Source organism: Microbacterium sp. MMO-35 (assembly GCF_037147555.1).
In the GTDB taxonomy this organism is placed as follows: domain Bacteria; phylum Actinomycetota; class Actinomycetes; order Actinomycetales; family Microbacteriaceae; genus Microbacterium.
Genome location: NZ_JBBCVH010000002.1, coordinates 690,195 through 701,691 on the forward strand (window position 1 = coordinate 690,195; position 11,497 = coordinate 701,691).

Consider the following 11,497-nt stretch of genomic DNA (forward strand, 5'->3'; position numbering starts at 1 on the left):
TCAGCGCCGTACCCGTCAGCGCCGTGACACCACGCTGATCGCCACCGCGAGGGCGGCGAGCACGCCGGCCGCGCCGAGCAGCGCGCCGTCGCCGAGCCATCGATGCGCGGCCGCACCGGCGACCGCTCCGGCGGCGAGCGATGCCCAGAGCAGCAGCGGGCGGCGCCACGCCGTGGCGGAGCGCCCCGTGACGAGGTCCGCGAGTGCCAGGCCGAGGCTCACGAGCGTGCCCGTGGCGTAGGTGATCGCGATCCGCGCCCTCCCGTCGGCCAGGTAGAGGGTGTTCAAAGCGCCCATCGCACAGGCCAGCAGCGCGAAGCGCCACGCGGAGTGCGGGAACGCGAATCCCACGGCCGCGCACGCGGCCACGGCGATCGCGCTCGCCGCGACCACGAGACTCCGACGCCGGGCGTGGTGTCCCACGGCGACCCCGCCGGCCGCGACTCCGATCACGAAGGCGACGACGAGCGCGAGCGGCAGCACGGCACGGGCCGGATCCGTCCAGATCTCGACTCCGGCCTGGGTGGAGTTGCCGCTCATGAACGAGACGAACAGCCCTCCGGTCTCGATGAAGCCGACCGCATCGACGTATCCGGCGACGGCGCTGAGCGCCAGGGAGAGCACGACCCCGCGCCGGGAGACCGCTCTCATGCTTCCGCTCCGCTCACTCGCACCGGTCCATCCTCCGGCCCGGTGCGGCTCCGCGGCAAACCGGGGACGACTTCGGGCCCGCCGGAGCGATCCGACGGGCCCGAAGGGAAAGGCGACTACTGCGCGGCGGCCTCGCTCCGACGCGGCAGCACCCAGCCCGCCCGTGGGAAGTGGCACGTGTAGCCGTCCGGGTAGCGCACCAGGTAGTCCTGGTGCTCGGGCTCGGCCTCCCAGAACGGGCCCTCCGGCTCGATCGTGGTGACCGCCTTGCCCGGCCACAGGCCGGAGGCGTCCACATCGGCGATGGTGTCGCGCGCGACGCGCTCCTGCTCGGGGCTGAGCGGGAAGATCGCCGAGCGGTAGCTCGATCCGATGTCGTTGCCCTGCCGGTTCAGCGTCGACGGATCGTGGATCTGGAAGAAGAACGCGAGGATGTCGCGATACGTCGTCTTCGACGGGTCGAAGACGATCTCGACGGCTTCCGCGTGTCCCGGGTGGTTCCGGTACGTCGCGTGGTCGTTGCTGCCGCCGGTGTAGCCGACGCGGGTGCCGAGCACCCCGGGCTGACGGCGGATGAGATCCTCCACGCCCCAGAAGCATCCGCCTGCGAGGACGGCGGTCTCGGCGCCCGGGACGCGGGCGATGGATCCGGTGTCGGCGGGTCCGCTGGTCATGATGCGTTCTCCTCAGAAGTGTGCGGGGCGATGGTCTCGAACAGTCCACGGTACGCGCCGTAGCCCTGCTCCTCGAGCTCGGCCGCGGGGACGAAGCGCAGCGCCGCCGAGTTCATGCAGTATCTCAGGCCGCCGGCATCACGCGGGCCGTCGTCGAAGACGTGGCCCAGGTGGCTCTCGGCACCGGACGACAGGGCCTCGGTTCGCACCATCCCGAACGTGCGGTCGGTGCGGGTCGTGACGGATCCGTCGTCGATCGGCCGGGTGAAGCTCGGCCAGCCGGTTCCGCTGTCGAACTTGTCCGTGGACGAGAACAGCGGCTGCCCCGAGACGACGTCGACGTAGATGCCCGGCGCGTGGTTGTCCCAGTACTCGTTGCGGAACGCCGGCTCCGTGCCGCCTTCCTGCGTGACCCGGTACTGGTGCGCGGTCAGGGCGTTCAGCGCCTCGGTCGTGCGGCGGTAGTCGGTGGGGTTCATCGTGGTGCTCCTCCTCTGACGCCGCTGGCTGCGGCGTCATCAAGAAGAACCACCACCGAGGAGGATTTGGTCCCGTCAACCTGTGCGCCGACTGTGAGTTTTCGCACGAGCCCCGAGGGGAGCTCCGCTCTGCAGACTCCGCCGGTCACTCTGCGCCCGGGGCGATGAGTCCCGACTCGTACGCGGCGATCACGAGCTGGGCGCGATCGTGCGCATCCAGCTTGACCATCGTCCGGTTGACATGCGTCTTCGCGGTCGCGGGCGAGATGAACAGGGCCGCGCCGATCTGCTCGTTGGAGAGGCCGCGGCCCACGAGCCCCAGGATCTCGATCTCGCGTTCGGTGAGCTCCGCGGGAAGCAGGCGAGGGGAGTGAGCCGGCCCGGCATCGAGGGATCGGCGGATCAGCGCGCGGGTGGCGGCCGGCGAGAGCAGCTCCTCCCCCGCATGCACCGTGCGCACCGCGCGCACGATCTCGGCCGGATCCACGCCCTTCCCCAGGAACCCGGATGCCCCTGCGCGGAGCGCCGCCAGCACGTTCTCCTCGTCCTCGAAGGTCGTCAGCACGAGCACGCGGGTGCCCTCCAGGCCGGGGTCGGCGCGGAGCAGCCCGGTCGCCGCGATCCCGTCAGTTCCCGGCATGCGCAGATCCATCACCACGACGTCGGGACGTGCCGTCCGCGCGAGGCCGACGGCTTCCGCCCCGTCCGCGGCCTCGCCGACCACCTCGATGTCCTCCTCGTGCCGCAGCAGGCCCGCCACGGCGGAGCGGATGAGCGGCTGGTCGTCCGCGATGAGCACCCGGATCATGCGGCGCCCCCGGGAAGAGTGGCGACCACGCGGAAGCGCCCCTCTGTGGTGTCCAGCGCGAGGCCGCCGTCGACCTCCTCAAGACGTTCGCGCATCCCGACGAGACCGTGTCCGTCCGCTCCGATCGGCGCCGGCGGATCCGAGAGCGGGTTCGTGATGCGGATGATGAGTCCCTCCTCGGCGTAGTCGAGCTGCAGCTCCGCGGTGCGGTCGGCCCCGTGCTTGTAGGCGTTCGTGAGCCCCTCCTGCACCACGCGGTACGCGATCGCCCCGAGCCGTCCGTCGAGCGGGCGGGGCGTGCCGTCCACGCGCACGTGCACCTTCAGCCCGCTGCGGGCGAAGAGCGCGAGCAGCCCCTCGATCCGTCCGAAATCGGGCTCGTCGACGATGTCCCGGCCGGCCGTCGTGCGCAGCAGGCCGAGCATGTCGTTGAGCTCGGTCAGCACGCTGCGCGCGGCGTCTCCGACGATCGTGATCGCCTCCTCGGCCTCGGCCGGGTCGCTGCGCAGCGACCGGGCCGCGACCCCGGTCTGCAGGTTGATGACGGCGATCCGGTGCGCGACGGAGTCGTGCAGGTCCCGGGCGATGGCGAGGCGGTCCTCCGCGACCCGCCGGCGTGCCTCCGACTCGCGCGATTCCTCCGCCTTGCGCGCGCGTTCCCGCGCCGATTCCAGCGCGTCGAAGTAGGAGCGGATCGCGGATCCCAGCGCGGCCGCGAAGGCGATCAGCACCGCCGGCTGCAGCGTCGCGGGCGAGGTGAGCTCGGCGGCGTCGAGGCCGCGCCCCACGAGCTCCTCGATCGGCAGCAGCACGACCAGCGCCGCCGCCGCGGTGACCGTGACCGCACGGGAGCGATGGCGCGCCACGGTGTACATCGCGATCGCGACCGGCAGCGCGAACGCCGGCGTGTAGGGCTGTCCGAGCAGCATCGCGGCGGGACCGATCGCGACGCAGACGACGAGCACGGTGAGAGGGAGGCGCCGGCGCGCGAGCAGCACCACGCCGGCGAAGGCCATCCCGGGCAGCACCGTCCACCCGTGCGGTGCGTCGGGCTCACGGGAGAACGGGGCGAAGGCCGCGAGGCTCACGAGGAGGAGCACCCCGACGTCGATCACGACGTCGCGGACGCGGAGGCCGCCCGGCAGTGCGCGCATCCGTCCTCCTCTCCCCCGGCTCCGGCGAGATCCGACGACCGGCGCCGGCCGGCCACGCCCGCGCGGTGAGCGAGCCGCACCGACAAGCATCGCGCATGGAGCGCGCCGGGGCATCCTCCGCCCGGTGCGCCCGCGTACCGCGGCTGCGGTACTTCTTCGACCGCGTCCGGAGGACGCGGCGGAGCGAGACGGTCCCGAGACTGGAGAGCACGGCGCGCACAGCGCCGCGAAAGCCGCGTCCGTGCGGGCGACGGCGAGGAGAGGACGAGGAATGCCATCGGTGCTGGAGGCCCGCGATCTGCGTCGGGCGTATGGGAGCGGTTCCGATCGCTTCGAGGCCCTTCGGGGCGTGTCGGTGAACGTGATGGCGGGTGAGAGCCTCGCCATCGTCGGCAAGAGCGGATCCGGGAAGTCGACCCTGATGCATCTGCTCGCGCTGCTCGACCGTCCGAGTTCCGGCAGGGTGCTCGTCGACGGCGCCGACTCCGAGCAGGTGCGCGGGCGCGAGCTCAACCGGCTGCGCAACGAGCAGTTCGGATTCGTGTTCCAGCAGTTCTTCCTGAACGCCCACGCGAGCGTGCTGGACAACGTCTCGCTCCCGCTCGTGATCGCGGGGGTCCCGCGGGCGGAGCGACGGCGGCGCGCGCTGGAGGCGCTCGACCGGCTGGGCATCGCCGACAAGGCGCGCAATCGTGCAAACGACCTGTCCGGCGGACAGAAGCAGCGCGTCGTGATCGCGCGGGCGCTCGTGAACGACCCGAAGATCATCTTCGCGGACGAGCCGACCGGCAATCTCGACTCCACCACCGGCGCTGAGGTGGAGGGCATGCTCTTCGACCTGAACCGCGCACAGGGCATCACGCTCGTCGTCGTCACGCACGACGCGGATCTGGCCTCCCGATGCGGGCGCAGCATCACGATGCGGGACGGGCTGATCTCGGACGTCTCGGAGGTGGCGGCATGAAGACCGCGGACCTCGTCGCCTCGGCCGTCGCGAACACCTTCCGCAGCAAGCTGCGCACGACGCTCACCGTCATCGCGATCTTCATCGGGGCCTTCACCCTCACGCTCACCTCGGCCATCGGCACCGGGGTGTCCGCCTACATCGGCACCCAGGTCTCGTCGATCGGAGCGACCGACACGCTCACCGTCACGAAGACGGCGAGCGCGCCGTCCTCGACGGGTTCCGGGCCGCAGAAGTACGACCCGAACGCCGCCACCGCCGTCGGCGGCGGCCCACTCGCTCGCGGCGGTGGAAGCGAGAGCGCGCTGACGGCCGAGGACATCACGACCATCAAGGGCATCGACGGCATCACCGGCGCGAGCGGCAACACGGCGGTCACGCCGTCCTGGATCGGCTACGCCGACCATGGGCAGTGGGTGCTCACCGTGAACGCGGTGCGCGGCGTCAAGGCCGACCTCGCCGCAGGAGCGCAGCTCGACAGCACGTCGGACGAGAACCAGATCGTGCTCCCCACGACCTATCTCGGCAACCTGGGCCTCGGCTCCGCGAAGAACGCGATCGGCAAGACCGTCACGATCGGCATCAAGGACTACCTCGGTGCCATGCACGAGGTCACCGCCACCGTCGTCGGGATCCAGAACGCGACGCTCTTCTCCTCGGGCGCCTCGCTCAACGACGCACTGCGCTCCGCGCTTCAGACTGCTCAGGCCACCGGCCGCCCCGCGACGGTGGTGACGGGATACGGAAGCGCGACGGCGACCTTCGCCGCGAACGCCACACCGCAGCAGATCCGCGCCGTCAAGGCGGATCTGACGAAGGCCGGCTTCACGGGGATGACCGTCGCCGATCAGCTCGGGAGCGTGCTCACGGTCGTCAACGGGATCGTCGGCGTGCTCGATGCGTTCGCGGTGATCGCCCTGATCGCAGCCGGATTCGGGATCGTCAACACCCTGCTCATGAGCGTCCAGGAGCGCACCCGTGAGATCGGCCTGATGAAGGCGATGGGCATGGGCAACGGCCGGGTGTTCGCCCTGTTCAGCCTGGAGGCGGTGTTCATCGGCTTCCTCGGGAGCGCCATCGGCGCGCTGGCCGCGATCGGGCTCGGCACCCTGATCAGCGACCGGCTCTCCGCGACGCTCCTCTCCGACCTTCCCGGCCTGCATCTGCTGCAGTTCTCCGCGGTGTCGGTGATGAGCATCGTGCTCGTGGTGATGGCGATCAGCTTCCTCGCCGGGACGCTGCCGGCCCGCCGAGCCTCGCGACAGGATCCGATCGAAGCCCTCCGGTACGAGTAGCCCCGCCGTCTTCGTGACCCGGCGCCGACGGCAGCCGGCGTCGGGTCACGCCGCCGCGGAACGCTCCCTCTGACCGATGAGCAGGAGCAGGATGCCGGCGAGCAGGCACAGCGCCGACAGCGCCGCGAACGACAGCGCGAACGACGTCCCGGCAGCCAAAGCGCCGATCGCGAGCGCGCCGATCCCGGTGCCGGCGTCGAACGCGACGTTCCAGGCGGTGCTGGCGACGCCCTTCGCGTGCTCGCCCGCGACCTCGAACGCCCGCACCAGCGTCACGTTCTGCATGGTGCCGAACGCGGTGCCGACGAGGATCGCGCCGGCGATCAGCAGCGCGGGAGCCGCCGGCCCGGCGATCCCCGCGATGCTCGCCGCGATCGCCGCCAGTCCGAGGGCCGCGATCGCAAGCCCCGGGAGGACGAACCGCCGCGCGCCGAGGCGGTCGGCAGGGCCACCGACCGCCCAGCGCGCGAACGCCGCCGCGGCGGTGTAGAGGAACAGAGCGACGACCGTGAGCACCGCATCGGGCACGAACTGCGGGGTGAAGGTGGTGATGGCGCCGCCCGCGCAGGTGACGACGGTGAGCGCGAGGATCGGCGGCCAGAGCCTCACGAGCGCGCGGCGCTCCTCGCGCGGGGTCTCCAGCGGATCGCGCACCGGTCCGGCGCCGCCCAAGAGGGCGGCCGTGGCACGGGCATGCTTCGCGATCGCGCTGCCCGCGGCGAGCGCGAACGGGATCCCGGCGAGGGGCAGCGCCGCGACGGCCAAGGCGACCGGGAGGCCCGCCTGATCGGCGATCCAGGGCGAGATCGGGGTGAGCACGAGCTGCGCGCCGGCGACCGCGAGTCCGTAGGCGCCGATCGCCCGACCGCGCCGCTCGGGCGGGAACAGCGCGCCGACCGCAGAGGATCCACTCACGGTGACGATGCCGAAGCCGATCCCGCGCACGGCGGCGAGGGCCAGGATCTGTCCCGGTGTCGTCGCGAAGATCTCGCCGATCGCGGGCAGGCCGAGCAGCACGCAGGCGAGAGCGAGGCTGACCCGCCAGCCCATCCAGGTGCGCATCCGCTCCACGACGAGCTGGGTGAGGATCGTGGCGAGCATGAGCACCGCGTTGACGAGCCCGGCGAGGAACTCGTCCCCGCCGAGCGCGACCATGTGCATCGGCGCGACCGGCAGCATCACCGCGAACCCGGCGAAGGCGAACGTCGTCATCGCCAGCAACGCGGGCATGCCGGGCTCGCGCCACGGCGGCCGTGCCGGGTCCGCGATCCGCACGGCGTCCTCCGGTTCCTCAGTGCTCGTCACCGCGCCACCCTATCGAGTCCCGGCGCTGCGGCAGCGCTGCCGCTGTCGCGCCGCAGCGACAGCGTGCCCCGGGGATGCCAGAATTCGGCGCACGGGGGCGGACGCGGGGATGTCGTCATGGGCAGCGGTCCGCGCATGCGCGGGCTCTCGCGGCACTGCTGCTGACAGCGTGCACGGCCGGCTCGGCGCGACCGGGGCCGACCTCGGCGCCCGCCGCGATCGTGACGCCGTCCGCTCTGATCGCCGGCCTCCCCGAGACGGGCGGGACCCGATCTCGACCTCTGCTGCGGATCCGCTCAGATCCCCGTCGCCGAGGTCCCGGAGGGGTGGTGCAGATGCAGCCACGGATGATCGTCGAGGAGCTCGTCGCAGAACCGGTCGATCGGGGCGTGACCGGCTGCCCCCACCCACAGGGTGAGGGGCACGGGGCTCGGCTCCCCGGGGGCCGGAAGCCATTCGGCAGCCCAGCACCTCAGGGCTTCGGCGAGGGCTTCCCCGGGTTGCGGGAGCCGTCCGTCCCGGGCCGGCGCGAGATCCTGCCGCACCCGCATCGGCGTCACCCCGGCAGGACCGGGCCAGCCATGCAGAGGCGCCGGCCCGGTGCCCTCGACGAATACCTGACCGTAGCCGTCGCGGGGCAGCGCGAGGAGGAGCCTGTTGAGGAACGGCACGTCGCTGCCCACGCCGGCCAGCAGGAAGTGCTCCGAAAGTCCTGTCGCCGCGCTCACCGGATCCGCCATTCCGCACTCCTTCTCCGCCATCCAATGGCAAAACTTAGCTAAGCCTAACCTAAATCTTGCGTCGTCACCGGGCCCCGCAGCGAGCCCCGGGAGGATGGGTAGGAGGTCGTGGAATGGTCCGGAACCGCCGACCGGCGGGCGCGCTCACGCCTGCGCGGACGACGCTCCGCGGTCGATGCGGGTCGCGAGCCCGAGCCGTACGAGGGGCAGATCCGCGCGCGGGATCACGACCGTGACCACGATCTCGGGCGAGAGCTGTGCGCCGATGCCGAAGACGAACGGATCCGTGTCGATCTCGACGGCGTCGACCTCCGCTCCGTCGACTTCCAGGCGCGACCGCGGGTTCACGCCGGACAGCCGTGCACGCCAGGGCTCGTCGAACCTCGGCGGCCCGCTCGGCGGTCCGTCTGGGATGCCCAGTTCGCGGCGGAAGTGGTTCATCAGGATGTGGTTCACGTGCTGCACCAGCTGCTGCGGGAGGGCCTCGTACTCCCCCGGATCCTGAGTCCAAGTCGTGCGCACCGCCTCCGAGATCATCGGATACCGCATCCGCTCGGCCGCCTCGACGAGCCATCGGGGACGGGGCCACGGCGGCTTCTGATCGAGTGCCGCCCGGGTGTTCTCGTCGAGCTCGGCGAGGTTCACCGGGTCGTCGTGGTCGTCCGGATTGCGCCACAGCGTGTAGGTGACGGCGACGGTCACCTGTGTCGGAGCGGCGCCGCCGACCACCGTGAGCCCCAGGCTGTCGAGATCCTCGAGAGTCGACTGCGGCACGAGACCGTAGACGGCGAACGGAAGAGCGCGCACACGCTCAGCGAGCCCGACCCGCGGATCGGGCGCGTCGGCCGGCAGCCGTCCGGAGATCCACATGCTCCCGAGCCTGGCCCACGTCTCGGGTCAGGACAACCCCTCGGCACGCCCTCGCTCCCCCGGGCGACGAACCTACCCGGCGTCGCACCGGGCGGGCAGGATGAGGGCATGACCTCGCACACCCCCTCCCCCAGGCAGCTGCGGCTGATCATCGAGACCGACGACTTCGACAGCGCGATCCGGTTCTATCGCGACGTGCTCGGGATGCCGGAACAGCTCGCCTTCGCCACCGAGGGCGACGATCGCGTGGCGATCCTGCACGCCGGCATCGCGACGATCGAACTGGCGACGCCCACGCACGCGAAGAACATCGACGAGGTCGAGGGCGCGCCGCACACGCCGGGAGTGCTGCGGATCGCCCTGGAGGTCAACGACACCGAGCAGGCCGTCGCGGCCGCACGCGACGCCGGCGCAGAGGTGATCGCCCCGCCCGTGAAGACGCCCTTCCAGAGCCTCAACGCCCGCGTGCAGGGCCCCGCTGGCTGGCAGGTGACGTTCTTCCAGGAGCTGGAGACGCTCGAGGAGCGGGCAGCGCGGGACGGCTTCACGACCGACGACGTCCGCGACCGGTGAACGACGCGGAACATGGCGGCGTGTTCGCTCTCACCGGATCGTTCACGATTCCCCTCGACCTCACTGCGCCGCCCGAACAGGTATGGCGCCTGTTCGCCGAGCTCCCCCTGCGCCGCACCTGGGTGCGGATGCCCGGGCCGTCGAGCACCGTCACGCACGAACTCGACTTCCGAGCGGGAGGCGAGGAGCGACTGACCAACACGTTCGTCTCGGGCGAGATACGCGAGCACCTGGAGAACCGCACGACGTTCCTCGACATCGTGCCGAACGAACGGATCATCTCCACGTACACCGCGGTCGTCGCCGGCTCGCTCCGCTGGGAATCGCTGGTCACCGTCGATCTCGCCGCCGCGGAAGGCGGCGCCCGCCTGGGGTGGACGGAGCAGTACAGCTTCGTGAACCTCAGCACGCCCGACGGAGCCGACGACGTGAAGCACCTCGTCGGCGGAACCCGCCTTCGGCTGAACGGGCTGGTTGCGGCCTGTTCAGCACTCGATCGCGAAGTATGACGGCGGGCAGGTCCGGACGAGTGTTGCCCGTGCCGGTGCTGCTAGCGGGTGGCTTGATACCTCCGCGCCGCTACGAGGCCGCCCGAACCACGAGACTCGCAAAGGCCGGCGACGGGGCGAAGTTCCCATCAGCCCTGTGACCGCCCCCTGGATCCGTCCCTCTGGCGGAGGTAGAACGACCGCGCTTATGAGATGTCAGGTCGCATGGCTGCATAAACGGGCAGCCGCAAGATACTGCGTGAGCGATGCCAAGAAAGTCAGGTACTGCTCTCATCCGGAAGCTCCGCACTCTCAGCTTCAAGTGCCGCGACCAGGCTCGACACCACCGATGACAGCGCTATTGCTCTCCTTGTGACCTCACAGTTCCAGTCCGGACTCTCGGCATTGTCTTCGCTGCCGTTGGCGGCGATACGAAGGCGACGGAGCGTCCGCAACGCGCCATCTCCGATCTTCTCCGCTTGCTTCGTCCAGGCCGCGCCGTCTTCCTCGGCGAGTGCAGCCGCGCGGCCAATCAGCCCGTGGACGAGATCTCCGGCGAGTCGATCGACGAGCAGTGCGGTCTTCAGGGTGTTGTTTGTCTCGGTCTCCTCCGGGCTTGGCTCGGTATCAGCAGCGAATGCGCCGAAGTATGCCCACGGTCTTCGTCCTGGTGCCAGCCTTTCGATTGCCGCCTCCACCTCGTCCACTTCAGCGAGAGGTAACCGGCGGCCGGGCAGCTGACGACGAAGCGACCAGAGGCGGAGGATTAGGTCGGCGATCTCAGCCTCGGCGGTGTTTCTCTCAGATCCAGTCTTCTGTTCAAGGCTGGTCATGCGCTCCGCAAGATAGTGAGCTATCCAGCGTCCGAGAGTGTCTGCTTGTTCCAACTCGGCCGCCAGCAGGTTACCTAGTTCCGACACAGCCGTTGAAGTCGTTCCATCCTGTCCCTGGTTGGTAAGAGAAGACCCGGAAGTCGTTGTCATGATCAGCGCCACCTCCTTCGTCGTCGTTGTCTGTGACGCCGGCATAGTGAGCGCGACGATCTTCACGCCTCACTCGTACTTCCACGATGAGTGCGGTATCGAGTTGTCCCAGCATCTGGTCGAGCGCTTCGGTCGTGATCCGGAGCCGAGTGCCTGATGGGCCGCGTGGTTCACGGCCCACGCTAATCTCCGCCCAGGTCTCAGATGCCAAGACGGAGTCCCCGTTCTCGCTCTCCCAGCGGAGGCCACCGTCCCGGGACGTGATGCTGAGTGTCTCCGCAATGTATGCGGAAGGGCGAGGCAGCTCGGGCGCGAGTTCGGTGGCGAGCGGGTCCAATCGATCAATACCGCCCTCAGACTGCGGCGTTGATACCCAACCGTGAAGTTGGAACGGCGGTGAAGGGAGCCTGACCCGCTTTTCCGGACGGGTTGTTTGTGTTGATCATGCCGCGGTGGCGGCGGGGATGTGAAGTCGTTCGAACTCCACGGGGCTGAGGTTGCCGAGGGAAGTGT

13 protein-coding genes are annotated in these 11,497 nt (G+C 70.3%); 4 read left to right on the forward strand and 9 right to left on the reverse strand.

The features are described from left to right. Positions 1-15 precede the first annotated feature (15 nt). The 5 genes from WFJ01_RS06740 to WFJ01_RS06760 form a co-directional block, all read right to left on the reverse strand. Entirely contained in the window at positions 16-651 is a 636-nt protein-coding gene (locus tag WFJ01_RS06740; protein WP_336628592.1) for a YoaK family protein, read from the reverse strand. A 116-nt stretch (positions 652-767) separates the two neighbouring features. Then, positions 768-1,325, reverse strand: a complete 558-nt coding sequence (gene msrA, locus WFJ01_RS06745) for a peptide-methionine (S)-S-oxide reductase MsrA (protein WP_251442138.1) — start codon at positions 1,323-1,325, stop codon at positions 768-770. Continuing rightward, positions 1,322-1,804 (reverse strand): peptide-methionine (R)-S-oxide reductase MsrB, encoded by a 483-nt coding sequence (msrB, locus tag WFJ01_RS06750; protein ID WP_292886228.1) that lies wholly within the window; start codon positions 1,802-1,804, stop codon positions 1,322-1,324. The genes msrA and msrB overlap by 4 nt, the downstream gene beginning before the upstream one ends. 145 nt (positions 1,805-1,949) lie before the next feature. Further along, entirely contained in the window at positions 1,950-2,612 is a 663-nt protein-coding gene (locus WFJ01_RS06755) for a response regulator transcription factor (RefSeq protein WP_251442142.1), read from the reverse strand. Beyond that, complete coding sequence (locus tag WFJ01_RS06760) at positions 2,609-3,766, reverse strand: sensor histidine kinase (RefSeq protein WP_336628593.1); 1,158 nt, start codon at positions 3,764-3,766, stop codon at positions 2,609-2,611. The genes WFJ01_RS06755 and WFJ01_RS06760 overlap by 4 nt, the downstream gene beginning before the upstream one ends. Before the next feature lie 271 nt (positions 3,767-4,037). On the opposite strand from WFJ01_RS06760, the gene WFJ01_RS06765 reads away from it, so the two are divergent. Then, the gene (locus WFJ01_RS06765; RefSeq protein ID WP_336628594.1) at positions 4,038-4,730 is read left to right on the forward strand and encodes an ABC transporter ATP-binding protein; all 693 of its coding nucleotides are present in this window, start codon (positions 4,038-4,040) and stop codon (positions 4,728-4,730) included. Beyond that, positions 4,727-6,025: an ABC transporter permease gene (locus WFJ01_RS06770; RefSeq protein ID WP_336628595.1), complete on the forward strand. Its 1,299-nt coding sequence runs from the start codon at positions 4,727-4,729 to the stop codon at positions 6,023-6,025. Before WFJ01_RS06765 ends, WFJ01_RS06770 begins: the two co-directional genes overlap by 4 nt. Before the next feature lie 45 nt (positions 6,026-6,070). Here the strand turns inward: WFJ01_RS06770 and WFJ01_RS06775 are convergent, their stop codons facing one another. The 3 genes from WFJ01_RS06775 to WFJ01_RS06785 form a co-directional block, all read right to left on the reverse strand. After that, positions 6,071-7,330, reverse strand: coding sequence for an MFS transporter (locus tag WFJ01_RS06775; RefSeq protein WP_336628596.1), 1,260 nt, complete (start codon positions 7,328-7,330; stop codon positions 6,071-6,073). 296 nt (positions 7,331-7,626) lie between these two features. Continuing rightward, the gene (locus WFJ01_RS06780) at positions 7,627-8,070 is read right to left on the reverse strand and encodes a hypothetical protein (protein WP_292886245.1); all 444 of its coding nucleotides are present in this window, start codon (positions 8,068-8,070) and stop codon (positions 7,627-7,629) included. A gap of 144 nt (positions 8,071-8,214) precedes the next feature. Further along, positions 8,215-8,940 carry a hypothetical protein gene (locus WFJ01_RS06785; RefSeq protein WP_336628597.1) on the reverse strand — a complete coding sequence of 242 codons (726 nt, stop codon included), beginning with the start codon at positions 8,938-8,940 and terminating at the stop codon, positions 8,215-8,217. Between the two features lie 108 nt (positions 8,941-9,048). Between WFJ01_RS06785 and WFJ01_RS06790 the strand changes: the two genes are divergently transcribed. Then, a complete protein-coding gene (locus tag WFJ01_RS06790; RefSeq protein WP_336628598.1) occupies positions 9,049-9,513 on the forward strand; it encodes a VOC family protein in 465 nt (154 codons plus the stop codon). Positions 9,514-9,533: 20 nt separating this feature from the next. Continuing rightward, complete coding sequence (locus tag WFJ01_RS06795) at positions 9,534-10,022, forward strand: SRPBCC domain-containing protein (RefSeq protein WP_336628599.1); 489 nt, start codon at positions 9,534-9,536, stop codon at positions 10,020-10,022. A gap of 257 nt (positions 10,023-10,279) precedes the next feature. On the opposite strand, the gene WFJ01_RS06800 is transcribed toward WFJ01_RS06795, so the two are convergent. After that, on the reverse strand, positions 10,280-11,050 hold the full coding sequence (locus WFJ01_RS06800) for a hypothetical protein (RefSeq protein ID WP_336628600.1): 771 nt from the start codon (positions 11,048-11,050) through the stop codon (positions 10,280-10,282). Positions 11,051-11,497 lie beyond the last annotated feature (447 nt).

Bases quoted from the DNA above. Each gene is read 5' to 3' on its own strand.
- WFJ01_RS06765 (WP_336628594.1), top strand. From the start codon at position 4,038: ATGCCATCGGTGCTGGAGGCCCGCGATCTGCGTCGGGCGTATGGGAGC.
- WFJ01_RS06760 (WP_336628593.1), bottom strand. From the start codon at position 3,766: ATGCGCGCACTGCCGGGCGGCCTCCGCGTCCGCGACGTCGTGATCGAC.
- WFJ01_RS06785 (WP_336628597.1), bottom strand. From the start codon at position 8,940: ATGTGGATCTCCGGACGGCTGCCGGCCGACGCGCCCGATCCGCGGGTC.
- WFJ01_RS06740 (WP_336628592.1), bottom strand. From the start codon at position 651: ATGAGAGCGGTCTCCCGGCGCGGGGTCGTGCTCTCCCTGGCGCTCAGC.
- WFJ01_RS06755 (WP_251442142.1), bottom strand. From the start codon at position 2,612: ATGATCCGGGTGCTCATCGCGGACGACCAGCCGCTCATCCGCTCCGCC.
- msrB (WP_292886228.1), bottom strand. From the start codon at position 1,804: ATGAACCCCACCGACTACCGCCGCACGACCGAGGCGCTGAACGCCCTG.
- WFJ01_RS06780 (WP_292886245.1), bottom strand. From the start codon at position 8,070: ATGGCGGATCCGGTGAGCGCGGCGACAGGACTTTCGGAGCACTTCCTG.
- WFJ01_RS06790 (WP_336628598.1), top strand. From the start codon at position 9,049: ATGACCTCGCACACCCCCTCCCCCAGGCAGCTGCGGCTGATCATCGAG.
- msrA (WP_251442138.1), bottom strand. From the start codon at position 1,325: ATGACCAGCGGACCCGCCGACACCGGATCCATCGCCCGCGTCCCGGGC.
- WFJ01_RS06770 (WP_336628595.1), top strand. From the start codon at position 4,727: ATGAAGACCGCGGACCTCGTCGCCTCGGCCGTCGCGAACACCTTCCGC.